Origin of the sequence: Archangium lansingense, from assembly GCF_026626635.1 — a bacterium.
Lineage (GTDB): Bacteria > Myxococcota > Myxococcia > Myxococcales > Myxococcaceae > Archangium > Archangium lansingense.
Map to the genome: position 1 here is coordinate 268,726 of NZ_JAPNKA010000001.1, position 23,252 is coordinate 291,977.

General features: G+C 68.3%; 20 protein-coding genes. 6 read left to right on the forward strand and 14 right to left on the reverse strand.

The window, feature by feature from the left end:
• Nucleotide 1: 1 nt before the first annotated feature.
• The 3 genes from OV287_RS01045 to OV287_RS01055 all read right to left on the reverse strand — a co-directional run bounded on the left by OV287_RS01045 (nt 2) and on the right by OV287_RS01055 (nt 2,539).
• Nucleotides 2–562: a PIN domain-containing protein gene (locus tag OV287_RS01045; protein ID WP_267532075.1), complete on the reverse strand. Its 561-nt coding sequence runs from the start codon at nt 560–562 to the stop codon at nt 2–4.
• A gap of 60 nt (nt 563–622) precedes the next feature.
• Nucleotides 623–997: a helix-turn-helix domain-containing protein gene (locus OV287_RS01050; protein WP_267532076.1), complete on the reverse strand. Its 375-nt coding sequence runs from the start codon at nt 995–997 to the stop codon at nt 623–625.
• 192 nt (nt 998–1,189) lie between these two features.
• The gene (locus OV287_RS01055) at nt 1,190–2,539 is read right to left on the reverse strand and encodes a sigma-54-dependent transcriptional regulator (protein WP_267542270.1); all 1,350 of its coding nucleotides are present in this window, start codon (nt 2,537–2,539) and stop codon (nt 1,190–1,192) included.
• A 213-nt stretch (nt 2,540–2,752) separates the two neighbouring features.
• On the opposite strand from OV287_RS01055, the gene OV287_RS01060 reads away from it, so the two are divergent.
• Together OV287_RS01060 and OV287_RS01065 are read left to right on the forward strand one after the other, a co-directional pair.
• Entirely contained in the window at nt 2,753–3,097 is a 345-nt protein-coding gene (locus OV287_RS01060; RefSeq protein WP_267532077.1) for a hypothetical protein, read from the forward strand.
• 203 nt (nt 3,098–3,300) lie between these two features.
• Complete coding sequence (locus tag OV287_RS01065) at nt 3,301–4,032, forward strand: hypothetical protein (protein ID WP_267532078.1); 732 nt, start codon at nt 3,301–3,303, stop codon at nt 4,030–4,032.
• A 16-nt stretch (nt 4,033–4,048) separates the two neighbouring features.
• Here OV287_RS01065 and OV287_RS01070 read toward each other — a convergent pair whose 3' ends face one another.
• A complete protein-coding gene (locus OV287_RS01070; RefSeq protein WP_267532079.1) occupies nt 4,049–4,795 on the reverse strand; it encodes a GNAT family N-acetyltransferase in 747 nt (248 codons plus the stop codon).
• Between the two features lie 83 nt (nt 4,796–4,878).
• Here OV287_RS01070 and OV287_RS01075 point away from each other — a divergent pair, with 83 nt between their 5' ends.
• Nucleotides 4,879–5,955: a saccharopine dehydrogenase family protein gene (locus OV287_RS01075; protein WP_267532080.1), complete on the forward strand. Its 1,077-nt coding sequence runs from the start codon at nt 4,879–4,881 to the stop codon at nt 5,953–5,955.
• Between the two features lie 251 nt (nt 5,956–6,206).
• The gene (locus OV287_RS01080) at nt 6,207–7,796 is read left to right on the forward strand and encodes a methyl-accepting chemotaxis protein (RefSeq protein ID WP_267532081.1); all 1,590 of its coding nucleotides are present in this window, start codon (nt 6,207–6,209) and stop codon (nt 7,794–7,796) included.
• Between the two features lie 115 nt (nt 7,797–7,911).
• On the opposite strand, the gene OV287_RS01085 is transcribed toward OV287_RS01080, so the two are convergent.
• The 3 genes from OV287_RS01085 to OV287_RS01095 form a co-directional block, all read right to left on the reverse strand.
• A complete protein-coding gene (locus tag OV287_RS01085) occupies nt 7,912–8,319 on the reverse strand; it encodes an SRPBCC family protein (RefSeq protein WP_267532082.1) in 408 nt (135 codons plus the stop codon).
• 102 nt (nt 8,320–8,421) lie between these two features.
• Nucleotides 8,422–9,270, reverse strand: a complete 849-nt coding sequence (locus OV287_RS01090; protein ID WP_267532083.1) for a helix-turn-helix transcriptional regulator — start codon at nt 9,268–9,270, stop codon at nt 8,422–8,424.
• A 150-nt stretch (nt 9,271–9,420) separates the two neighbouring features.
• Nucleotides 9,421–11,373 carry a hypothetical protein gene (locus tag OV287_RS01095; RefSeq protein ID WP_267532084.1) on the reverse strand — a complete coding sequence of 651 codons (1,953 nt, stop codon included), beginning with the start codon at nt 11,371–11,373 and terminating at the stop codon, nt 9,421–9,423.
• A gap of 297 nt (nt 11,374–11,670) precedes the next feature.
• On the opposite strand from OV287_RS01095, the gene OV287_RS01100 reads away from it, so the two are divergent.
• The gene (locus OV287_RS01100; RefSeq protein WP_267532085.1) at nt 11,671–13,632 is read left to right on the forward strand and encodes a hypothetical protein; all 1,962 of its coding nucleotides are present in this window, start codon (nt 11,671–11,673) and stop codon (nt 13,630–13,632) included.
• A 35-nt stretch (nt 13,633–13,667) separates the two neighbouring features.
• Here the strand turns inward: OV287_RS01100 and OV287_RS01105 are convergent, their stop codons facing one another.
• The 5 genes from OV287_RS01105 to OV287_RS01125 are packed head-to-tail and all read right to left on the reverse strand — an operon-like array spanning nt 13,668 to nt 18,677.
• Entirely contained in the window at nt 13,668–14,336 is a 669-nt protein-coding gene (locus OV287_RS01105; RefSeq protein WP_267532086.1) for a hypothetical protein, read from the reverse strand.
• Complete coding sequence (locus OV287_RS01110; RefSeq protein WP_267532087.1) at nt 14,333–16,414, reverse strand: AAA family ATPase; 2,082 nt, start codon at nt 16,412–16,414, stop codon at nt 14,333–14,335. Before OV287_RS01110 ends, OV287_RS01105 begins: the two co-directional genes overlap by 4 nt.
• A gap of 27 nt (nt 16,415–16,441) precedes the next feature.
• The gene (locus OV287_RS01115) at nt 16,442–17,338 is read right to left on the reverse strand and encodes a sulfite exporter TauE/SafE family protein (protein WP_267532088.1); all 897 of its coding nucleotides are present in this window, start codon (nt 17,336–17,338) and stop codon (nt 16,442–16,444) included.
• Nucleotides 17,335–17,955, reverse strand: coding sequence for a rhodanese-like domain-containing protein (locus OV287_RS01120; protein ID WP_267532089.1), 621 nt, complete (start codon nt 17,953–17,955; stop codon nt 17,335–17,337). Before OV287_RS01120 ends, OV287_RS01115 begins: the two co-directional genes overlap by 4 nt.
• A 23-nt stretch (nt 17,956–17,978) precedes the next feature.
• Nucleotides 17,979–18,677, reverse strand: a complete 699-nt coding sequence (locus OV287_RS01125) for an MBL fold metallo-hydrolase (RefSeq protein ID WP_267532090.1) — start codon at nt 18,675–18,677, stop codon at nt 17,979–17,981.
• Nucleotides 18,678–18,902: 225 nt separating this feature from the next.
• Here OV287_RS01125 and OV287_RS01130 point away from each other — a divergent pair, with 225 nt between their 5' ends.
• Nucleotides 18,903–20,324: an IS4 family transposase gene (locus OV287_RS01130; protein WP_267532091.1), complete on the forward strand. Its 1,422-nt coding sequence runs from the start codon at nt 18,903–18,905 to the stop codon at nt 20,322–20,324.
• Nucleotides 20,325–20,406: 82 nt separating this feature from the next.
• Here the strand turns inward: OV287_RS01130 and OV287_RS01135 are convergent, their stop codons facing one another.
• Both OV287_RS01135 and OV287_RS01140 read right to left on the reverse strand, forming a co-directional pair.
• The gene (locus tag OV287_RS01135) at nt 20,407–21,735 is read right to left on the reverse strand and encodes a sigma-54 interaction domain-containing protein (RefSeq protein WP_267532092.1); all 1,329 of its coding nucleotides are present in this window, start codon (nt 21,733–21,735) and stop codon (nt 20,407–20,409) included.
• 107 nt (nt 21,736–21,842) lie between these two features.
• Complete coding sequence (locus OV287_RS01140) at nt 21,843–23,120, reverse strand: NAD(P)/FAD-dependent oxidoreductase (protein ID WP_267532093.1); 1,278 nt, start codon at nt 23,118–23,120, stop codon at nt 21,843–21,845.
• Between the last annotated feature and the right edge of the window lie 132 nt (nt 23,121–23,252).

Below are 23,252 nucleotides of genomic sequence, written 5' to 3' on the forward strand. Positions count from 1 at the left end.
TTCAACCGCTGAGCTCGCTACGGATGAGTTGGGCGAACTCGGGCACCGTCTTCGCGAGCCCGTCGAGGAGTTGGGCCAGCTCCATCGGGGGACGTCTCAGCGCCGCAGCTTGTTTCTCCAAGAGCGCGATCATCCCGGATGGATCCAGATCGAACAGGTTGACGAGAAACTCGTCCGGGTGCTGTGCCTCAATGCCGGGAGGCAGATCCTTCGCACGGAAGTGTTTCAGGTTGCTCGTGACGATGACCTGCGCATGCGCTTGGAGGGCCACGGCAACGACGTGGCGGTCTCCCTCATGGTTACGTAGGTCCGGCACCAGCGACTCGTGGCCGGTCACCACGGCCTCAGGGAAGGCTTTCCGCATCTGCGCGACGAGGGAGTGAGAGCGCTCCTCCGTCGTGGTCGTTGTCGACACCAGGTTGCGGCGCATCTCCTCGAGGATTTGCGCACTCCAGTAGGGCTGGTAGTGCCCTGCATGCGCGGCTCTCAGCAAGGTGTCCCGCAGAGAGAAAGGGAAGAGGACGCAGGCGTCGAGGACGCTCTTGAAGGTGGAAGTGAGCAATCGGCTGGGTCGACAGGCTCGCGGACGAGCTACGCACCCTAACCTCTCAGGTCACTTTCTTCAACCGCACTCTGAATAGCCGCCAACGTCCTGGCTCATCTGCGCCAACTCATCCAGAGCCGCTTCTCGTTCGGCATCACGCTTCTGCTTGTACGCCAGCAGGTCGTTGATGCGGATGCGCCGGTGTTTTCCGGTCTTCGTGTAGGGAATGGCTCCCTCATCCAAGAGGCGGACGAGGTATTGGCGGGAGACGTTGAGCAGATCCGCGGCCTGTTGCGAGGTGAGCTCCTTGTGTACCGGTACCACGGTCACGGCGTCTCCCCGAGCAAGCACCGTGACGATCTGGCGGAGCAGATGGAAGACAGGTTCGGGTAGTTCGAGGGTCTCGCCCTTGGGACCGACAAGCCTGGGCCTCTGTGTGCGCTTGCCTTCCATGACCCGAGCCAATTCGACGACCTCCGTCAATGCATGCGCGGACGCGGAGACCGGACTTTTCGGATCCAACATCGCGGGAGGGTGGGCTTTGCGAACGCGAGGCATATCAACGAATGTACGGATATTCGTCCCAAACGCAACCACCTCGCAGGTTGCTCCCTCGGTTGGCGGACACCGGCCGGGTGCCTCCACTCACCCCGTGCCGCCTGGGGCCGCCTCGTACTTCTTGCGCTTGCGCCAGAGCGTGGACGCGTCGATGCCGAGGATGTGCGCGGCCTCGTCCAGCGTGGGGGCGTTCGCCATCACCCGGAGGACGTGCTCGCGCTCCACCTCCTCCAGTGTGTGGGGCCCGCCCAGCGCCACCACCGAGCCCGTCGCCGCTGCAATGCGATCCGGGAACGCCTGCGGCTCCAGCACCTCCGCCGGCCAGACGATGAGCGCCCGCTCCAGGGCGTTGCGCAGCTCGCGCACGTTGCCCGGCCACGGGTACGCCAGCAGCATCTTCTCCGTCGCCGGCGACAGCTCCGGCAGTGGCCGTTTCGCCGTGCGCGAGAAGAACGCCACGAAGCGCCTGGCCAGCGGGAGGATGTCCTCGGTCCGCTCCCTCAGCGCCGGCAGCTTCACCTCGATGACGTTGAGCCGGTAGAGCAGGTCCTCCCGGAAGTGGCCCGTGGCTACGTCCTTCTCCAGGTCCCGGTTGGTGGCCGCCACCACCCGCACGTCCGCCCGGCGCGTGCGTCCCTCGCCCAGGCGCTCGAACTGTTTCTCCTGGAGGAAGCGCAGCAACTGCGCCTGCAAGGCCGGGCTCATCTCCGCCACCTCGTCCAGGAAGAGCGTGCCGCCCTCGGCCTGCTCCACCCGGCCCGGCTGGTCCCTCACGGCGCCGGTGAAGGCCCCGCGCACGTGGCCGAAGAGCTCGCTGGAGAGCAGCTGCTCGGAGAGGGCCGGGCAGTTGACGGTGACGAAGGGCCGGCGGCGCCGCGCGCTCAGCGAGTGCAGGGCCCGTGCGAGCACTCCCTTGCCCGTCCCACTCTCCCCGCGCAGCAGCACCGCCGCGTCCGAGGCCGCCGCCCGGGTGACGAGCGCGAGGGCCGCGTGCATCGCCGGTGAGGCCGTCTCCAGCGTGGCCTCGGGCACGGACTGGGCGAGCTGCCCCTCCAGGTTGCCCAACTGCGAGCTCAGCTCCTGGTGGGCGCGCGTCTTCTCCACGAAGTGGCGAATCTGCGCGGGCGTGAAGGGCTTGGGGAGGTAGTCGCGCGCCCCGCGCTTCACCGCCTCCACCGCGGTGTCGAAGGTGGCGTAGGCGGTGATGAGGACGACATCCAGGGTAGGCGACTCGGCGAGCAGGCGGGGAAGCAGGTCCAACCCGCTCGCGGTGCCCAGGCGCAGGTCCACGAAGGCCAGGTCGGCCGGGGATTGGGCGAGCGCGGCGAGTGCCGCATCGGCCGTGGCGGCCTCTCGCACCTCGCAGCCGAGCCCTTCCAGGCACATGCGCAGCGTGGTGCGGATGTTCCGCTCGTCGTCCACCACCAGCACCCGCATCGGGCGGGGCTCCACCACGGGCGCGACAGGTCCGGTCTCCATGTCCTCATCCTAAATGCAGTCCGCGCGCCATACCGGGCGGCCGGCGTCTTCCGAGGAGAATGGCGGCCTCCGGGCCCGGTGGAGGTTGCATCCTGCACGAAGGCCCGGGTTCTCCGGTTGCAGGGTGCAGGGAGGGTAGCGCGGGCGCGGACGGTGCCCCATCTGTAAGCCATGGCGACGCGCGTGATGAGCCGGGGCGAGCCAGGACTCACCCGGGAGCACTGGAAGGTCATCAGCCGGGTGCTGGTGGGGGCCCTGGTCGTGCTGCTGGTGGTGGTGGGCCTGCAATGGGTGCTGGGGGCCGAGCGGCGGGCCATCCAGAGCATGGAGCCGGGGAAGCGAGCGGTGCTCTTCCAGGAGAGCTATGCGAGCTTCGAGGCCTTATGCCAGGAGGACCCGGGCGGAGCCCTCACGGGGAACTGCCGCCGGCAGGCCCGTTTCCTCAGCAACTTCCCCGAGTGTGGCACCGCCTGCCGCACACAGACGTCCCGGTACCTCTCCTACGGGACGCGCTGAGCGGCGGTTCCTCATCTCTCCCACACAGGCCGTGGAAGACAGAATGTCTTGAGCGCCTCGGAAGGGCGCGGGCCAATCTGTCAGCCCTGGGTGCCGCGTCACGGCGGCTTCCCTCTCGACGCATGCCCTGGCACGCGCGCTGCTATGTCCGCGGCGTGCCGTGAGCCGGACGGCCAATGGGAGGGACTGCAATGAGGACATGGATGCGTTGGGCGGCCTGTGCCGCCGGGGTGGGATTGGCACTGGTGCCGATGACGGGCAGCGCCCAGGCGCAGGAGGAGCTCGAGGAGGTCCAGGAGGCGCGGCGCACGCTGCTGATGGCGATGCCGGGGACGCCGGTCTCGAGCATCTGGGGGTTGGTGGGCCAGCTGGGTATCGGGGTGGAGCACGCGGTGGGCTCGTACGTGGCGCTGGTGGGCTCGGTGCAGGTGTCAGGAGCGCTCCAGGGCACCGAGTCCCTTCTCCCTGGGGGCTCGGGCTCCTCCGGCCAGACGTGGGGCGTGGGGGTGGATCCGGGCGTGCACTTCTATCTGACCGGCCGTGCCCCCGAGGGCCTCTGGGTGGGGCCCCACCTGGAGCTGGCCACGTATCATTGGACCGTGCAGAACGAGTACCTCATGGGGAGGCCCGACGTCCCCCTGAGCGAGGGGGATCTGGTGACCGTGGAGACGAGATCCCGGACGGTGCAGTACGGCGGGAGCGTGCGCGTGGGCTACACCGCCATCCTGGCTCCGGGATTGACCTTCCAGGTGGGCGCGGGACTGACGGCGCTCTCCAGCCGCAACACGAACTTCGGCACGCCGAGGGTGGAGGGCGGGGGTGCGGCGACGGACGTGGAGGGCCAGCAGCTGCTGGGGAGCGGGTTCGGCCCGAACAACATCCGCAACTGGTCCGTGTCTCCACGCATGACGCTCGGCGTGGGCTGGGCCTTCTAAAGGCTCCGGGCGGACGCTACTCCGACTCCGGCTTCGAGGTGCTCGGGGAGGGCGAGCTGGCCGCCTTCTTCCGAGTGCCTCCCGAGGCCGCCCGCTTTGCCCGGGCCTTCTTGACCACGAGCGCTGGTCCGCTGACCTCCTCGGGCATGAGGCCCGTGGTGGGAGTGCCCTCGGCACGCGAGGCCCGGGGCTTGATACGGCGCGGAGGCAGCAGGTCCGGCTCGCCGGGCACCTTCTGCGCGAGGAAGATGGCGGCATCCAGCTTGTAGAAGTTGCGCGTGCGGTACCACGAGAGCGCGGACTCGTTGTTCTCCGCCACCTCGAGCACCAGGTGGGTGCAGCCCCGGGTGCGCGCCAGGTGCTGCAACTGCTCCATGATGAAGCTGCCCACGCCTCGGCCCTGGTAGTCCGGGTGCACGGCGAGCTCCTCGACGAAGAGCGGCCTCATGCCACGCTTCTCGAACCAGCGCGGGTTCACCCAGTTGTCATCGCCCGTGGCCTCGAAGGCGCACTCGGAGTAGCCGACAATCTCCCCGTTCACCTCGTAGACGAGCTGCTCTATCCACTCCGAGGAGTACACCTCGAGGAAGCGCCGCTTGGAGCGAGGCCGCTGGTACTCCACCGTCTCGCGGTTGACATCCCGGAAGACGAGCTTGAGGAACTCCCAGGCCCGGTTCAAATCCCTCCGGTGGATGCGCCGTACGCGCACCTCCAGCATGTCCTTCTTCTTGCGCGAGGGAGGCTTCGTCGCGGTCTCACCCATAGAACCCCCCTCCTAGCCGACTCGGCGGCGCGATGCGCGCGGAACCGTACGCGACTTCCCACTGCCCGGCATATGGTGTGCCCGTGAATCCTTCGACGAAGACGGCTCCCCGTTGGTTGCTGTACGGCGCCACCGGCTACACCGGTGTCCTCATCGCCGAGGAGGCGGTGCGTCGCGGACACAGGCCCGTGCTGGCCGGCCGCTCGCGCGAGAAGCTCGCCCCCCTGGCCGCGAGGCTCGGGTTGGACTCGGTGGCGGTGGGGCTCGAGGACGCGCGCGGCCTGGTGTCCGCCCTGGAGGGCCTGCCCCTGGTGGTGCATGCCGCCGGCCCCTTCGTGCACACCAGCGAGCCCATGGTGCAGGCCTGTCTCGCCGCCGGCGCCCACTACCTGGACATCACCGGCGAGATTCCCGTCTTCGAGAACACCTTCCGCCATGACGCCGAGGCGAAGCGCCGGGGCGTGGTGCTGATGTCCGGCGTGGGCTTCGACGTGGTGCCCACGGACTGTCTGGCCCTCTACGTGGCCCAGAAGGTGCCCGGGGCTCACGAGCTGGAGCTGGCCATCGCCGCCGTCGCTCAGGCGAGCCCCGGCACCACCAAGTCCATGCTGGAGGGGCTGCCCTCGGGGGGCTTCGTGCGCCGGGGCGGCCAGCTGCAGCCGTGGCCCATGGGGCAGGGCGTGCGCCGGGTGCGTTTCTCGGACAAGGAGCGCACGGTCATCCCCATCCCCTGGGGAGACCTGGCGACGGCCTGGCACTCCACCGGCATTCCCAACATCACCACCTACATGGCCCAACCGGCGGCGGTGGCCCAGGCCGTTCGCTTCGCCTTCCCCGTCCTTCGGAGGCTGCTGTCGGTGGGGGCGGTGCGCGAGGGGTTGACGAAGCTCGTCGAGGCCCGCGTACGGGGGCCGGATGAAGCGCTGCGCCAACGGGGGCGCTCCCAGGTGTGGGCCCAAGCGCGCGCGCCGGACGGGCGTCGAGCAGAGGCGGTGCTGGAGACGCCCGAGGCCTATGCCTTCACCGCGGTTGCCACGGTGCGTGCGGTGGAGGAGGTGCTGGCTGGAGAGCGGAGGGGCGCCCTCACCCCCGCCCAGGCCTTTGGCGCGGACTTCGTCCTCTCCATCGAGGGCGCGCGCCGGATGGACCTGCCCGTGTAGGGAGCCGCTCACCCGGCGGGCGGCCGGGCAGGCGGGGTCTCGGAGGAAAAATCGAGGGGTTGGCTCCACCCGGGGGGAGGAGGGCAGCGTCCCGGGAGGGGGGTGACGCGCGCCGGGGGGCTCATCCGGTATTCTGCGGCCCTCGCGGCGGACTCCCGCCGCCCGTGGCAGGGAAGCGCGGAGCCGCGCTGCCCCGCGGAGGTAAGGAGAGCCATGTCCAGGCGTTGCACGTCCTCCGTCGGGGGGGGACGATGACGTTCAAACGGAAGGTCTTCCTCCTGCCGGTGGTGGCCACCCTCTTCCTGCTGGGCATCCTCGGGGTGTCCGTGGTGGTGGGCCGGGACGCGGCACGGCTAAGCCAGCGCATCGTCGACGGGTACACACCGGTGCTCTCCATGGCGCGGAGCCTGGAGTTTCTGGCGGCCTCGCTCGAGGGCAATGTGCGCGAGGCCTACCAGGAGAGGAACTCGGCCCGGTTGGTGCCCATGCGCGAGCAGGCGAAGGCCTTCAAGGAGGAGCTGGCGCGCGGGGCGAAGAACGCGGTGATGGAGGACTCGCGGGTGCAGTCGTTGGGCGCGGCCTTCGACGGGTTCTGGTCTCAGAGCCAGCTCGCGGTGGAGCATGCGGCGCGGGGGAGGCCGGATGCGGAGGTGGCCTATGCGGAGGCGATGGAGCGCTCGGCGACGCTGCGGCATCTGCTGCGCGGCACGGGGGAGTGGGCCAATGCCGGGCTGGAGCGCTCCTTCGACGAGATGCGCATGCTGCAGCGCGGGCGGCAGCTCGGGGTCCTCACCATGGGGCTGCTGTGCATCGTCGCGCTGTGGATGCTGTCGCTCTGGCTGATGCGGGGCGTGGTGGGGCCGCTGGCGCGGCTGACGCAGGTGACCACGCGCATTGCCACCGAGGGAGACCTCACGCAGCGCATCGACGTGGACTCTCAGGACGAGCTGGGCGAGCTGGCGCGGGGCATTGAGGCGCTGGTGACGCGGCTGCGCACGGTGCCGGTGACGCTGGAGGGGGTGGTGGGCGAGCTGACGCAAGCGGCGGAGCGGCTCACCGAGGCGAGCAAGCGGCAGCTGGCCTTCTTGAGCCACCAGTCGCGCAGCCTGTCGGAGGCGGGCTCGACGATGAGTGAGATTGCCCAGACGTCGAACCTGGCGGCGAGCCGGGCGGAGATGGTGCTGAGGGTGGCGGCGCAGGCGGACGCGTTCAGCGCCTCGGGGCGGCACTCCATCGAGAGCAGCGCTCAGGGGCTGCAGCAGTTGCGCGAGCGGGTGGATGCGCTGATGCGCAGCGTGGCGCACCTGTCGGAGCAGGCGGCGCGAGCGGGTGAAATCATTGGCAGCGTGCGCGACCTGGCGGACCAGTCGAACGTGCTGGCGCTCAACGCGTCCATCGAGGCGGCGAGGGCGGGCGAGGAGGGGCGGGGCTTCGCGGTGGTGGCGCGGGAGATGAGGGCGCTGAGTGGCCAGTCGGTGCAGAGCACGCAGCGCATCGGGAAGATCTTGCTGGAGATCAACCAGGCCATCCGGAGGGCGGTGTCCATCGCGGAGCAGGACAGCCAGCAGATGGAGGCGGGAATCGTGCAGGTGATGACGTCAGCGGACCGGCTGAAGGAGATCACCACGGTGGTGCACGAGAGCAGCCAGGCGGCGAAGCAGATCGTGGCGTCAGTGACGCAGCAGAACGCGGGCATCGCGCAGATGACCGATGTGATGACGACGCTGTCGCAGATGATGGGCGACGTGGTGGAGTCGACGATGAACGCGGAGGAGGCGGTGGTGCGGATGAACGCCTCGCTGGAGCGGCTGAAGCAGGTAGCGACGAGCTTCCGCGTCTAACCCAAACCCCAACAACCCCTCTCCCACCGGGAGAGGAGCCCCCCGTCGTTCAAAGGGGGGGCAAGCCCCCCGGGGAGAGGGTGCCTTGTCACGGTGCTCCAACCCGTGACGGTGGCTACGGGGTGAGGGAATCCACGGCCAGTGCCTTCTTCATGGCTTCCGCGCCCGCCTCGATGAGCGGTGCGGCGACTTGCGCGAACTCGTCCGGAAGGAAGTCGGAAATCCACACCAACCGGCTGGTTCGCGGCCCCTCGGCGAAGACCTGCATGGAGGCATTGTGATGCGCAGGCCCTCCCTCGATGACCGCGTAGGCGACACGCATGGCGGCATCGTCCACAGTGACGATCCGTTCCTTCACGACCATTCCATTCGCGAACGTCACGATCCGGGCGTCTCCTTCCATGCGGCAGTCCACGAGCACGCCCGGTGTCAGCCGCTCGTGAGCCCGTCCCACGTCACGCAAGGCCCTCCAGACCTCCTCGGCCGGCGCATGGATGACGATCTCCTTTCGAATCGTTCCCATCACGCAACCGCCTTCATGCAAACCGCTTCCACGACGCTCGCCGCGACATCCTTCACCTTCAAACCGATGTGGTCGTACATGGTGCCTCCTGAAGAGAGGCGGTCACCGTACGAGCCCTGCCGCCAACCGATCTTGGAGGATCTTGCGGTCGCCTCGGGCCAGCCGACGGAAGCTTCGAGGCGACACGCCCGCGGCGCGGTGGAACGAGCGCGTGAAGTTGGAGAGGTCTCCGAACCCCACGTCATAGGCCACCGCGCTGATCGCCTCGTCACCCTGGGCCAGCAACCGCGCGGCGTCTCGCAGTCGCAGGTGCACCAGATACTGGTGGGGTGTCACGCCCAGCACTGCCGAGAACAGTCTGAGGAAGTGGAAGGGGCTCAGACCGGCCTGTCCGGCCACCGCGCCAAGGTCGATGTCCTCACGGCTGTTGGCGTCGAGCCACAGCGCCGCATGGACGGCCCTTCGGCGGTCGCGAGTGCCAACTTCCAGCGCCCGTTCGTGCTCCCCTGTCACGGCATGGACGAAGGTCGCCGCATAGAGCATGCCGGCCTCGTCCACGCCGACGTCGCTCCGGCCCGCCGCCGCCGCCTGGGCCAGCTCTCCCGCCACGGCCAGCTCGCGAATGGGCGGAACGCCGCGCGTGCTCCAGAGGTCCGGCGGGCCCCTCAAGGCCTCGAGGAGCTCCGGCGTCAGCCGGAAGCAAAGGCATTCATCACCGCACGTGTGGTCGTGCGTGCAGACGTAGTCGTCGCCCGCGCGGCCTACGACCGTGGAGCCCGCCACCATCTCGCAGACCCGCCGGCCGACCCGGTACCCGAAACTGCCCGTGCGCACGTAGGAGATGCTCGTGGTCTCGTGCAGCTCGGTGAAGGGCGCCGCCGAGGGGCCGGCCTCGCACTTGTAGGCCACGACCGTGAGCTGGCCCGTCTTCAGGATTGTCTGTACGGCCATCCGAAGGACGACGCTACCCGAAGAGCCGGGGCCGAACCTGGACATTCTTGCGAAGGCGGGGGCGTGACGCTCCGACCGCGTTGGCTCCATGCCCGCCCGCGCTGACACGCTTCACTCCGGGGGCGCTGAGGCCCCCGGAGCGAATCGCGGTCAGTCGTTCCTGTTTCGTGCGGTGATGTCGCCCGGGAGCGGGGTGTCGCGGTCCACGGTCAGCCGCAACCGGGTCATGGCATCCCCCATCCAGTTGGGGTCGCTGGAGTACTGAGTCAGGGCATTGGCGACGTCACCCGGGTGCTTGGCCTTGGCCAGGGCGTCGATGAACGCATCGCCCTGGGTCCGGGTCTGCCAACCCTGGGGGGAGAGCTGGTCCATCTTCGCCACGTAGTCGCGGGCGCGCTGGGACAGCTGCGTCATCTGGTCCGGGGTGAACGACAGATGGACGTCGTTCTCCTTGTCGAACTTGTGCTGATCGACCAGGTAGGCCTGGGCGTACATCTCCTCGACGTCGCCCTCCATGCCCTTCATGAACAGGGAGAACTTCTGCTTCGAGAAGTCCTCCTTGCCGTTGGCGTCGATGTGGCGCTCGTAGTTGAGCTCGTGACCATTGGAGCGCTTGAGCTCCATCGTGGCGTCCTTCGAGCCGTCCGGGTGGGTCGTCTCGACGATGGAGTTGCTGCTCTCGGGAACGACGTCCACGGAGCCCTCGAGGGGCCCCAGCGCCGCCTCCAGCGTGGTCTTCGAGCTGAGGTCCAGCTTCTCGACCTTCGCCGCGCCCGAGACGCCGTTTCCATCCTTGAAGGGAAGCTCGCCGGAAGTGGCGTACTTGTCGAAGGCGGCGCGTCCCTCCTTGTTGGAGAGGTCGAACTCCGCGGTGCGGAGCTTGTAGTGCGTCAGCTCCGTCGTTCCCGTGAGGGAGAGCTTGGCCGGCCCCGCGCCGACGCTGACCGAGAGACCGCTCTCGAGCAGCTCCGTGGGACCTCCCGTCACCTTGACCTTGTCGCCGTCGCGCTCAGTCTGGATGGAGAGGCCCTTGCCGCTCTTGTGCTCCTCTCCCAGGCCCAGCTCCACGCCGAGCACATCGACGCCGGCCTCGCCGGACCAGCCCTTGAGCTGGGAAGCCTCCATCGTCACCGAGGCCTTGTCCGGCACCGTCTCCGGCTTGAGCGGGTGCGGAGGCGGAATCTCGCCCCGCTTGAGCTTCTCGAAGTCCTCATCCTTCATCTTCACTTCGTAGGTCTGGGACTTGTTCGTCGAGACGCCACCCCCGACGCTCACCTTCTTCAGGTCCAGGGTGCCGTTGGCGGACGCCTCCATCTCGGCGGTGAGCTTCACCGTCGTGTAGCCGTCCTTCTTCTTCACGTCCTTCTCGAGCGTCTTGCTGAACTCGACCGAGACCGGCCCGGGCTGGCCGGGGACCTTCACCTCCTGCGGCGTGGCGGTGGCGGCGTTGGGCGCTTCCGACGGCACGGACGGATCCGCGACCATCATCCGCTGGAGCTCGGGGGACACCTTCGCGTCGGCCAGCGCCTTGGCGCGCTCGGGAGAGCCCGCCTCGGTGGAGAACACCTTCGCGGCCGTCGTCCCGGGAATCGAGCCCGCCTCGCTGTAGTGCGGCTTCTCCTTGAGGTACGACTTCATGTCGTCGTAGCTCTTGCCGCTGCTCGGGTCGAGCACGCGCTCGCCCTGGCGCACCACCACGTGGCCCGCCTGGCCCTCGGCGCCGCCGCGCGAGTCCTCGAGGAACACCAGCTCCGAGCGGCTCTGCAGCTCGGGCGAGCTCTTGTTCACCCAGTCCGCCGCCTGGTCGAGGCAGTTGACCTTGTTGTCCTTGCTGTTCTCGGTGAACAGCGACGAGGCGGGCGCGCCCTGGCCGTCCAGGCTCAGCCGGTTCTTCGGGCCCGCTGGCTCGAAGGACGACTGCTGATGCTGCGCCTCCGCTGCACGGCGCGCGGCCTCTGCTGCCTGCCGCGCGGCCTCTGCTGCCTGTCTCGCCGCCTCCGCCGCACGTCTCGCGGCCTCTTCCGCCGCACGTCTCGCGGCCTCTTCCGCTGAACGACGACCCGCCTCTGCTGCTCTACCGTCACCTACGCGTCCGGCACCCACGATCTCTTCTCCTCGTACTTGCAGTGATGGCGCTGCGAATCTGACTCGGTCTTCATTTGTCATGAATCCGCGCGCGCAGTTGCAGCTGTACGTCACTGCTCCGACAAATGTCGCAGCACCGAGGGGTGCGGAAGTCTCGCGAGCCGAGTCTTCACTTATGAGTGCGAGAAAGGGCAATCGGTAGCGCCGTCGCTGGAGGTCAAAGGACTTGTGCCGCATGTGAATCCCACGCCCGAGCGACTTCGCATCAGGTTGAGTGTCCGGGGCTGGTTCTCAGCCGGGTAGACTCATGGCCCCATGGTTCATTCCTGCCCGGAGTGCCGGGTCTTCCTCTCCTTCCAGCGCAAGGAGACGCCCGTTCCGGAGCTCGTCTCGGGGCATTGGTACGGCTGCCCGGGATGCGCGCGGAACGTGTGCGGTGACTGTGGGAGGGCCTCGGGGAGGCGGTGCCGTGAGTGCGGGGCCACGCTGGAACCCGACCAGATTTTCCCTCGCGACCTGAAGCCCCTGGACGACTGGCGCTCGTATCTCCCCTCCGAGGACGACGCGTATCCCGATTTCGCCCACGGGGTGGAGTTGATTGCCTGTGCCACCGAGGACTCCATCCCGGAGATCGACGCGGCGCTCGATGACTGGAACCGCGCTCGCTTCCGGCGGGAGGTCTTCGTGCACGACCTCTCGCGGCGGCTGGGAAGCGCCGATGCCTTCATGCCCTGGGGCAGCGCGATACGGGAGCTCCGTTGGACACCCGAGTGGGAGCGGCGTCTCGCGGTGGCGGCGGGCTACTACCGTGAGCGGGTTGGAGACGTCACCCGGGCTGCGCTCCAGCAACGGGAGCTGTTGCGCGGGTGGTGCGAGCTGGTCCCCGCTTCCCAGTCCGCGGCTTCGGCCCTCCTCGATGCGGCCCTCCACTCCGACAAGGAGCTGGCCGAGGATGCCCTCCAGGTGCTGCATCATCTCCGACCTTCCCTCCCGGAGGTGCTCGCCTGGAGCATTCCTGTCCTTCGCGGCGGCGAGTTGGAGCACGTGCGGGCGGGACTGGCCGTCCTCCGCACCGTCCGCACCCGGAATGGGCCCGAGCCAGATCCGAAGACGCTCCTCGCGGTGGAGCAGCGGCTCTGTGAGGCGTTCGCGGGGCGCGGCGAAGCGGAGCTCGAAGCACTCGTGAGGCGGCTCCTCTTCACGAGCGAGCCCTGGCCGATGGATGTGACCGCCGTTGCCATCGTCGCTCTTGGGCTCACCGGAGAGTTCGTGCCCCTGCTGCGCGAGGCCCTCTCTTCCCGCCGTCCCCACCAGCAACACCGGGTGTGGAGCTTCATCGCCTCCCTGGGTGAGCACGCCGCGACCGCGGACCTGCGCGCCCAGCTCTTCGAACGCATTGCACGAGCAGAGACCCACGATACGGCGCTGCCGCTCCTTGGGCTGCTCGGACGGATGGGTGGCGCTTCCCGTGACATCGTCCCGCCTCTGGAGCGGTGGACGGACGCCGGGCCCACCGGGAAGCGGCTGGAAGCGCTTGGTCTCCTCATTGAGTTCCTGGGGAGCCAGGGGGAGAGCGGGTCCGAAGCGCTCCACGTTCGGTGCCGGCGGGTGACGCAAGAGGTCCGCACGGTCGAGGAGCGTCTGGTGCTCATCCGGCTCTTGTTCAAGCTGGAGCCGGCACAACGGAGCACGCTCTTCCCCGAAGTTCCAGAGCCGACGGAGCTGCTCGCCACCCTTCTGGAAGAGACAGATGGTGCCTGTGCCGCCAACATCGAGGAGGACTGGTTGACGGCGCTCCTCATCTCGCCGCGCTGGCGCTCATGGCTCATGTCCCACGCGGCGGGAACGCCCAACCATTACCTCACCTCCCTCACCTTCCGCGTGGCGGGGCCTGAGTGCGAAGGACTGATCGTTCTCCTTCAGAAGCTCCTCGCCGACCGGAACACGGGGCCGTTCGAGCGGGTGGTCTGGGTGGAGGCCCTGGGCCGCATCGCCCGCAGTCTCACCGCACCTGCCCGAACCCTGTTGCAATGGGTCTTCCTCGACACGAGGGAGAGCGTCCATCCCCGTCTGGCCGCCGCGCGCGCACTCTGGACCCTCGGCGTGCGAGACCTCCCTGTCGCGGAGCTCGCTCCAGTCCTCCGTGAGCGCTCCGCCGTCATTCGGAGCTGGGCGCTCCTGCTCGCTGAGGAGATGCCGGAGGAACTCCTCGCTCCACTCCGAGAGGACACGAGCCCCCTGGTGCGCTGGGTGCTTTCACACCTTCCTCACGCATAGAAAGCTCGGAGCATGAGGGGCTCTCTACGCTGGCCTCAGAGCGAAACGAGCTCGTCCACGATGGCGCGAAGGCTGGCATTGGAGGCGAGCACTGTGGCGCGGAGCCGCTCATCCTGGGCGATGCGCGTCAGATACTCCGGACCATCAATGGACTTGGCGTATTTGCGATTCCTCACGCGGCGGAACCGCTCCGTGATGGCCTCGGCAGCGCGCCGTTCGGCGTAGACATCCATGGTGGGCTCTCCCATCCCGAGTTGATCGGTGACGGGGAGGATGAGGGATTCGCGCTCCCACACCAGGACGTGAGGGTGAAAGCCGCTGCGAATCTTTTCCCATTCCTGTGGGGTTCGGGTTCCCCGTGCGAGCACGGCCATGCTTCCCTGAATGGTGGAGATGAAGGAGGGGAGCGACTGCTCGTAGGGCACCCGAGGCGCCTGGACCTCGAGTTGTGGCAGGTCCCAGGCATTGCGTGCGTCGATGACATAGAACACATGCTCGATGCGTGGGGCGTAGTTGAAGCGGAACAGCTCGTACTTCCTGCATTGCTCGAGCAGCTGAGCGTTGCCGTTGACTGTTCCTCGTGCCTTGGAGAACTGAAGGGGGGTCTTGCCGGCAGAGTGCCGTTGCCGCTGGACCTCCGCGCGAATGATGGCTTCCAGTCCGCCACCGGTCTTGTCCTCGGTGATGATGTGGACACTCGTCACGGCGTGGAGCCCCACCCTTCGAGCTCGCGGCGCATCTCCCTGAGGCTGAAGCTCTTGAGCCACTCGCGCAGCTCCTCGACCGCGGGACGCACCAGCCGCGCCTCGTTGTCCTCCCTCCTCGCTACCACGACGCACTCGGGCGCATCATCCAACAGTCCGATGAGCGCATCGGACTGGGTAGTGAACAGGATGGGGTGGCGCTCGGAGAGCGAACGTGCCGCGCCCACCAGCCGCATGAGTGCGTCCGGGTGCAGGTGCGCCTCGGGCTCGTCCACCGCGATGAGGGCGCTGCCGGGTTGGAACAGGGCGCAGAGGATGGTCAGGAAGCTCAGGGTTCCATCGGAGAGCTCCGAGGCGTCGAACTGGCCACCGTTCACCTCGTCCCAGAAGAGCTGGACCATTCCCCGGCTCACGGCGGGAAGGCGCAAGTCCTTGAGGCTTGGAAAGGCGAGGCGGACGATGCGCACGTAATCCTGCCAGTCCTCCGGGCGTTCCTCGCGTAGGGAGAAGAGGACCGCGGAGAGATTGTTTCCCGTTCGCTCCAGGCGGGCACCGGGCTCGAGCCTCGCGGGCCGGCGCATCGGGACCGATTCCGGGTCCGCCCACGCGGCTCCTGTCCGGAAATAGGGGTACACCGCGATGGCCGCGAGGGAGGCCCGGGCCTGCTGTACCAACGGGTGTGTGATGGCGCCGAGCTGGGAGAGCAGGGCTTCACGGCCATTGGAAACGGGGAGCGCGACACCCGAAAGCTTCGCCTGGGTGCCCTGCCGGGTGAGGATGGGCATCCACGAGCCCTGGACGTACTCGGCGAGTTCCTCCTGCTCCACGGCGAAGTCGTAGGCCCCTACCGAGCCGAGCTGGAGCCGGAAGCGCAAGGCCTGGCCCGTGCTCGTCTGCAGCTCCGCCTCCAGGCGGATGGGCTCTGTGGCGCCTCTCGATTGGAGAGCGCGCAAGCCGCTCCGGCGCCGGACCAGTGCATCCGAGAGTTCGCCACGTGCCGCATCCGAGAGCAATTGAAGTGCATCGAGCACGGAGCTCTTGCCGCTCTGGTTGGGCCCGACGATGACGGAGAACGGGTCATCGAAGCGCAGCTCCGCCGCGCGGAGGAGGCGGAAGGTGTAAACGCGAAATGCAGTGAGCCGTATGCCCTCGGGGCTTGCTTCAGAGTTCCCCAGGGTAGCGACGGGAGCTGGGGGCGTTTCGGGCTTTCCCCAGTAAAGGGCGTCCCGACCCGACTCGTGTTGGACCTCTACGCGTAGGGAGATGGCGGGGACTTGCGAGAGGAACAGATTGATGGCGGTGGGACGAGGGTCCTTCGCCTCAAAGACAGACGTATAGGTGCGTGTGCCCGGGGCCGTTTCGGGGCCCGGCAGCCAGCGCAGTGTGCTCGAGTCGAGCCGGTAGTCTCTCCGAGAGCCTTCCACGTTGAGGATGAGGCGGGAGGTATCCAGCCCCGAGAAGCCATCCACTTCAACGCGCAGCCGCGTGGCTTCCTGCCTGGCCGAGAGGTGCTTCACGGGCCAGGGGGCCGCGAGAATGATGGAGGCGGCATGCCTGGATTCCAATTCCAGGCCCGTGTAGGCCCGGATGAGCCGCCCAAGAGAGGCATAGGCATAATCCGACCGGGCCGCGATCTCCCCGTTCGCGGTTGTGTCGGCGGTTCCGAGCAGCTTCCGAATCTCAACCCCATGTCCTTCGAGGTACGTTCCATATCCAGCGTCGCCCTGAGTGGTGCGTGGACTCCACCATGAGAGGGTAGCTGGCATCTCCTTTGTCAGGTGGAGCGGCGTTGGCAGAGCGCTGCCGGACAGCTGCTCGAGCATCCCGGATTCGAACTGCGAGAGGAGTGCCGGAAGCCCGCTGGGGGAGCCGATGAATTGACTCGCTGAGACAGGACCCGCGTCCAGCGGGGCGAGGAGTGGTGGCTCCTCACGGGTACGGACCAGGGTGGCACTTAGCGCGAGCACCACCTTGGGTCGCGTGTTGGTCCATACAAGCCCTATCCGGATGCCGTCGTACCCTGATGCCTGGGCGAGCTGCTCGGCGATATCGAGGAACTGGCGGAGGTTCTCGTTCACGGGAGGCCCAAGCTAGCACGGGCCCACTCAGCGCCGCTCTGAACCTGACCTCCCCGTGTTGCCGCGCAACAACAGCGCATAGGGCAGCGTCACTGCGCCCACCATGCCCACGAGCCCAAGCCAGGGCCACGGAGTGGCGAGGAGTGGCGCGACACCCTCGCGTACCGAGGAAGGCATCTGCCCGGCCACCATGATGCAGGCCACGCTGAGCACGAACACACCGAACCCCTTGCGCAGCGAGCCCGGTGAGACGTGGTCCGCGAGGCGCCCGCCAAGGAAGCTGCCAACAATAGCGGTGCTCACGATGGCGGAGGTGAGTCCCCACGGAATCTGGACGTGGCCCAGGTGCCCGAGCAGCCCGGCGAGGCACTGGAGGGAGATGACGGCGAGCGAGGTGCCCACTGCGGCTTGAGTCGGCAGCCCCACCAGGATGAGCGCGGGGACGATGAGGAAGCCTCCACCAGCGCCCACGAGTCCGGACAGCAGGCCCACGACAGCGCCCTGGGCGAGCACGCGAGGTACGGGCAGGCGCACCGGCGCCTCGACGGTTCCACTCGTCCCGGCTGGGGCCTCCTTGCGCCGCAGCATGGCGACTGCGGCGGCCACCATGACGGCGGAGAAGAGGAGGAGGAGCAGCCCCGTCGGGAGCAAACGCGCCATCCGTCCGCCCAGGAAGGCGCCCGACATGCCTCCCATTCCGAAGACGAAGGCGGTGCGCCAGTGCACCCGGCCGGCGCGCGCATGCACCACCACGGCCGAGGCGCTGGTGAGGCCCACCACCAGCAGGGACATGGCGATGGCCGTCTTCGGCTCGACACCGAGGACGTAGACGAGCAGGGGGACGGTGAGAATGGAGCCGCCGCCGCCCAGCAGCCCCAGCGACACCCCGATGAGCAGCGAGGCGGCGATGCCGAGCACCATCATGTGGCGCTGCTCTCCGGACGCGCCACGGCGAGCATGTCCCGGCAACCGCGCAGCACCTGCTCCCAGGCGCCGGGGTCCTTCACCGCCACCTGTCCGGCCGCCTGCAGCAACTCGAGCATGCGCAGGAACTGCTCTCGCGTGGGGACGCCACCGTGCGCCTGGAGCAGCACTCGCGGGGTGGTGGCGGGGACGGCGCTGCCCAGCTCCCGCATCCGTGCGAGCAGCGTGTCGAACACATCCGTCATCAGGAGCGGGGATGCGGACGCCGGGCGGACCACGGGCAGCCCCGCCTCGTTCCACGCGAGCATTCCCCCGCGCAGGTTCATCACCCGGTGGAAGCCCTTGCGCACGAGCTGCGCGGCGGCGCGCCCCGAGCGGGCTCCGGAGCGGCACACCATCACCAGCTCCGCGTCACGCGGCCACCGTCCGCAGGCTTCCTCCACCGTGCCGAGCGGGACGCGCTCCACGCCCGCGATGTGGCCGAGGAGGCCCTCGAGCTCGGAGGGTTCGCGCACGTCCACCAGCCGCACTCCGTTCCCCACCCCGGCCACGGTGCTCACGTCCACGTCCCGGTAGCCCTCCGCATGCGGAGTGCCCTTCTCGTACAGTGCGCTCATCGTCTGTCTCCGTGCTCCAGGGCTCAGCTCATCGCCTCTGTGGCGGACTTGCCGCAGGCGCGGTTGGCGGGCACCGCGATGTCCAGCTTCTTGGGCGGCGCCAGCTTGCGGTTGTTCATGAACTCGACGAACCACTCGCGGCTCCTGCCGGCCAGCCGCGGGTTGTGGCGCTTCTCTTCGCCAATGGTGCTCATCGTCAGGCCCGCGTAGTCGTGACCCGGGTACACCTCGGTCTCGTCCGGCAGCGTGAAGAGCCTGCGGGTGATGGTGTCGTAGAGCTGGCCGGCGTCGCCGTTCTGGAAGTCAGTGCGGCCACAGGCGCGGATGAGAAGTGCGTCGCCGGTGAAGAGCCGGGAGCCCACCCGGAAGCTCACGCTGTCATCGGTGTGTCCCGGCGTCGCGAGCACCTGGATGCGCAGGCTCCCCAGCGCGAGCACCTCGCCATCCTTCACCGGCAGGTTCACGCACGGCGCACCCGCGGCGCTGGCCGCCACCCGCGCTCCGCTCAGCTCACGCAGCCGGCCCGCTCCCGTGACGTGGTCCGCATGGATGTGCGTCTCCAGCACCAGCGTCAGCTTCAGGCCCAGCTCCGCCACCAACTGGCGGTCCCGCTCCACCTGCTCGAGCACCGGATCGATGAGCGCTGCCTCGCGCGTCGTCTCATCGGCGATGAGATAGGTGTAGGTCGACGTCTCCGGGTCGAAGAGCTGACGGAAGAGCATGCGGGGGGTCCTTGCGAGGGTCGTGCCAGGGGCGCGCGGAGCCCCCTCTCCCTCTGGGAGAGGGCTGGGGTGAGGGTGTCCAAGGGCGGCACGGTGAGTAGACCCTCACCCTTGCCCTCTCCCAGAGGGCTGAAGAATGCACACGCAGAGGGAGAGAGGGAGCAAGGGGTGAGCAAGCTGGATGGAGCATGACGTGAGCGGTAGGGCCGGATAGAGAGGCAGCCCATGGAAGCTGCCCCTTTGTATCTGACGTACGAGGTTCTCTATCCAGCAGGGAGTTTCGGTCCGCTTGAGGAGGTGTGGCTGAGGGAGAGGTTGCTGCACACCCTTCACCTGATGGAGGGGCAGCCCGGCGTCACCATCAACCGATTGGGCACCAGCCGGGCGGAGCGAATGGGGGCCTACCGCATGCTGGAGAACGAAGACGTCAGCTTCCGGCAGCTGCTGGAGCCAGCGGCCCGGACAGTGGGCAAGGCGGTGGCGAAAGGGCAGGCGGGAGAGGTGGCCTTGTGTGTACACGACCGGACCGAGGTGGAGCTCAGCCATCTGTCCATGAGCGGGGTGGGCCAGGTGGGCAATCCCGTGTGTCAGGGCTTCTTTCTGCAGACGGCGTTGGTGGTGCAGGCCGACGGCGCCGCTTTTGGAGTGCTGGGAGCGCGCACCTGGGCGCGCCCGGCCGCGCAAAGGGGAAAGGCCAAGAGCAGGAAGCAGCGGCCCTTCGAGCAGAAGGAAAGCAGCTTGTGGTGGCAGGCCATGGTGGAGGCCGAAGAGGGAGTGGGCGAGCCAGGGCGACTGCTGCACGTCATCGACGCCGAAGGAGACATTTTCGAGTTGTTCTCCCGCTCGGCTAGCGCGTCGTATCAACTGCTGGTGCGCGCCGGCCAGGACAGGCGCGTGGAGGGAGAAGGGGGGAGGCTGTGGGCCACCATGGAGGGGCTGCCCGTGGTGGACAGCCGGCTGCTGCACGTGTCGGCGCAACCAGCCCGGGCGGACAAGCCGGCGCGCACGGCACGCGACGCCACGCTGGTGCTGCGCTACGTCCCTCTCACGCTGCTGCCTCCCGGGCGCCAGGGTGGGCAGCCGGTGCCGGTGTGGGGCGTGCTGGTGCGCGAAGAAGAGCCGCCACAGGGACAGAAAGCAGTGGAGTGGCTGCTGCTGAGCAACGTGCCCATTGAAAGCGTGGAGGCGGCCTGGGGCGCGGTGTCCACCTACCAGAAGAGGTGGGGGATTGAGGAGTTGCACAAGGCCCTGAAGACGGGCTGCCGCCTGGAGGGGCGTCAGCACCAGAGGCGCGAGCACCTTGAAAACCTGCTCGTCCTCACTCTGCTGGTTTCCGTCAAGATGCTGCGCCTGCGCACCCTGAGCCGCACTCTCCCGGACGAGCCCGCAGATGAAGTGTTGGAGCCCGCCGAGGTGCAGGTGCTCCAAGCCATGGCACCCCAACTCTCTCCACGCATGCGACTGCAAGGGGCGCTGACGCTTCGTCAGGCCCTGCTGCTCATCGCCGCCCTAGGCGGTTACATGGCCAACCCGGACAAGAAACCTCCGGGCTGGCTCGTCCTCTGGCGCGGCTACGAACGGCTGGGCGACTACGTCGCCGGCTTCACCCTCGCCCAGCACCTTTCCTCCGCTCCCCCGCCTACTTAGCGTGTGCAATCCTCAGCCCAGAGGGAGAGGGGATAGGCACGGTGAAACGTTTCGTGAAACGGGTGAAACAGGTTGAAACGCGCTACGGGTTTCCAGCCGCCCGGAGCCGGCGCCAGAGGGTGACGCGGCTGATGCCCAACAGCCGGGCGGCTTCTGTTCGGTTGCCTCCCGCCCTCGCCAGGGCTGCCCGCAGCGTCGCCGGGTCGTGGTCGTCTCCTCCTGTGTCCAGCGCCGCCACCAGGGGCCGGGCAGAGCCGGTGGCTTCCGGGGGCGCGCGCGGCTCGGAGAACTCGGGGGGCAGATCGGCCTCGTGCAGCACTGGGCCCTCGCCAATGACGTAGGCGTACTCCATCACGTTGCGCAGCTCGCGCACGTTGCCCGGCCAGCCATGTGACTCCAGCAGGTTCCGGGCTCCGGGGGAGAAGCGCTCCACGTGGCGGGGGCCACTCTGCTCCAACTCATTGAGGAAGCGCCGGGCCAGCGGGAGGATGTCTTCCCGGCGCTCGCGCAGGGATGGCAGGAAGAGGGGCACCACGCGCAACCGGTACATCAGGTCCGCGCGGAAGCGGCCCGCCTCCACCTCGCGCCGCAGGGGCCGGTGGGTGGCGGCCACGATGCGCACGTTCACCGGCACCGGCGAGCGTCCTCCCACGGGAATGATGGAGCGCGTCTCCAGCACTCGCAGCAGCTTGCCCTGGAGCTCCAGGGGAATCTCCGCCACCTCGTCCAGGAAGAGTGTGCCCCCGTCAGCGAGCCGGAAGTGGCCCGGGCTGTCGCGCACCGCTCCGGTGAAGGCGCCGCGCACGTGGCCGAACAGCTCGCTCTCCAGGAGGCTCGGAGGCAGGGCGGCACAGTTGATGGCGCGGAAGGGTCCCTTGCGCCGCGCCGAGATGGCATGCAGCGCGTTGGCCACCAGCTCCTTCCCCGTGCCCGACTCGCCGCGCACCAGCACGCTGGACTCGGTGCGTGCCACCTTCTCCACGATGCGGAAGAGGCGCTTCATCCCCGGGTTCCGCGTCCACATGCCGTGGAACGTCTCCTCGGCGTCACCCTTCGTCCCCTCGGCCTCCGTCTCCGCGCCCAGCAGCACCGCCCACCCGAGCCGCTTCGCTCCCTGGCTCAAGGGCACGGCCCGCACCCGCATCACCCGTGAGGGCCCGGATGCGTGGGGTCGGGCCTCCACCTGGCGCCCCTGGGAGAGCAGCGCCTCGAGTCCCCGGGCGCCCTCGGACACGGAGAGCACCTCCGCCAGCGGTGTGCCGGGGCGGACCGCCTCGGGGCCCAGGCGAGCCTCCGCCTCGGGCGTGGCGGTCGTCACTCGCTGCTGAAGGTCGACGAGCAGCACGGCACCCGCCAGGGCCTCCAGGGCGGGCAGCAGGAGCGGAGAGGGCAGGGCGCGCGAGGTGGGCATGGGCTCAGACGGGTGAAACACGCTGTTTCACCCGTTTCATACCCCTCTCGGGCGCGCGCTTCACCAACTGGTCCGATGGTCGGACCAGTTGCTCGTCATCGCGCCCGTCAGGCCCACCCGCGCAGCATCAGCTTCCAGTAGAGCTGCGGCAGGCCGTACTTCTTGAGCAGCCACATGTCATGCCGCTCCTTGAGGGTGTCGATGAGCGGGATGCTGGGCGTGGGCTTGCCGTCGTAGTCGAACTCGGCGAGCAGCAGCTTGCCGTAGCCGGTGGTGAGCGGGCAGGACGCATAGCCGTCGTAGCTCGCGGTGGGAGCCCGGCCGGCCATGATGGCGAGCAGGTTCTCCACCAGCACGGGCGCCTGCTTGCGGATGGCGGCTCCGGTGCGCGAGGTGGGCAGGTCCGAGGCATCTCCCAACGCGAACACCTCGGGGTGGTCCGGGTGCTGCAACGTGTGCTTGTTCGCCTTCACCCACCCCTTTGTCCCTCCCTCCTGCCAGGCCAGCGGGCTGCGCTTGATGAAGTCCGGCGCGCTCTGCGGCGGGCACGCGTGGAGGAGGTCGTAAGGGATGACCACCTCCTCGGTGCTCCCGTCCGCCAGCGTCCGCGTGAAGACGGCCTCGTTCTTGTCGCCGCGCACCTCGGTGAGGTTGTGCTGGTAGCGCGTGTCGATGCCGTAGCGTTGCACCACCTGCTCCAGCACCGCGGCGTACTCTTTCACCCCGAAGATGACCTTGCCGGCGGAGGCGAAGATGACGTGCGCCTTGTCCTGGAAGCTCCGCTTCCGGAAGTGGTCCGCGGCCAGGTACATGATCTTCTGCGGCGCACCCGCGCACTTCACCGGCGTGGCCGGGTGGGTGAAGAGGGCGGTGCCTCCCTGAAACGCACGCAGCATCTCCCATGTCTTGGGCGCATAGCGCACGTCGTAGTTGCTGGAGACGTTGGGCCGCTGCTCCAGCGCCTGGCGCAGGCCCTTCACCTTGTCCCAGTCGAGCTGGATGCCGGGCGCCACCACGAGGAAGTCATACTCGATGCGCTTGCCGCCCCGGGTGCTCACCGTCCGCGCCACGGGGTCCACCTCCTCCGCCCAGTCCTGAATCCACTTCACGCCCCGGGGGATGCAGCGGGACTCGTCGCGGATGGTGTCCTCGACGCGCGCCTCGCCCGCCCCCACCAGCGTCCACATCGGCTGGTAGTAGTGGTGCGAGCTGGGCTCGAGGATGGCCACGTCCTTCTGCCCGGCGTGTGCCAGCCGGGCCGCCACGCTGATGCCCGCCGTGCCTCCGCCGATGATGACGACCCGGTGCCGCTCCATTCCCGGAACCCGGGCCACCGGCACCATCACCGGATCCTTGCAGACGTGCTCGGTCACCCCTTCACTCATCTCGGCCTCCTGCGCCCCTGACGGGCCGCCCATGTTTCGTGAAACACCTGTCTCATTGGAGCCAGGCCTGGTTCACGCGGAATCTGCAGATGGCGTGCCACCCGTCGGGTGCTTATCACTCGTGAGGTTAAG

Bases quoted from the DNA above. Each gene is read 5' to 3' on its own strand.
- OV287_RS01050 (WP_267532076.1), bottom strand. From the start codon at position 997: ATGGAAGGCAAGCGCACACAGAGGCCCAGGCTTGTCGGTCCCAAGGGC.
- OV287_RS01055 (WP_267542270.1), bottom strand. From the start codon at position 2,539: ATGCGGGTGCTGGTGGTGGACGACGAGCGGAACATCCGCACCACGCTG.
- OV287_RS01060 (WP_267532077.1), top strand. From the start codon at position 2,753: ATGGCGACGCGCGTGATGAGCCGGGGCGAGCCAGGACTCACCCGGGAG.
- OV287_RS01065 (WP_267532078.1), top strand. From the start codon at position 3,301: ATGCGTTGGGCGGCCTGTGCCGCCGGGGTGGGATTGGCACTGGTGCCG.
- OV287_RS01070 (WP_267532079.1), bottom strand. From the start codon at position 4,795: ATGGGTGAGACCGCGACGAAGCCTCCCTCGCGCAAGAAGAAGGACATG.
- OV287_RS01080 (WP_267532081.1), top strand. From the start codon at position 6,207: ATGACGTTCAAACGGAAGGTCTTCCTCCTGCCGGTGGTGGCCACCCTC.
- OV287_RS01085 (WP_267532082.1), bottom strand. From the start codon at position 8,319: ATGGGAACGATTCGAAAGGAGATCGTCATCCATGCGCCGGCCGAGGAG.
- OV287_RS01090 (WP_267532083.1), bottom strand. From the start codon at position 9,270: ATGGCCGTACAGACAATCCTGAAGACGGGCCAGCTCACGGTCGTGGCC.
- OV287_RS01100 (WP_267532085.1), top strand. From the start codon at position 11,671: ATGGTTCATTCCTGCCCGGAGTGCCGGGTCTTCCTCTCCTTCCAGCGC.
- OV287_RS01115 (WP_267532088.1), bottom strand. From the start codon at position 17,338: ATGATGGTGCTCGGCATCGCCGCCTCGCTGCTCATCGGGGTGTCGCTG.
- OV287_RS01120 (WP_267532089.1), bottom strand. From the start codon at position 17,955: ATGAGCGCACTGTACGAGAAGGGCACTCCGCATGCGGAGGGCTACCGG.
- OV287_RS01125 (WP_267532090.1), bottom strand. From the start codon at position 18,677: ATGCTCTTCCGTCAGCTCTTCGACCCGGAGACGTCGACCTACACCTAT.
- OV287_RS01130 (WP_267532091.1), top strand. From the start codon at position 18,903: ATGGAAGCTGCCCCTTTGTATCTGACGTACGAGGTTCTCTATCCAGCA.
- OV287_RS01135 (WP_267532092.1), bottom strand. From the start codon at position 21,735: ATGCCCACCTCGCGCGCCCTGCCCTCTCCGCTCCTGCTGCCCGCCCTG.
- OV287_RS01140 (WP_267532093.1), bottom strand. From the start codon at position 23,120: ATGAGTGAAGGGGTGACCGAGCACGTCTGCAAGGATCCGGTGATGGTG.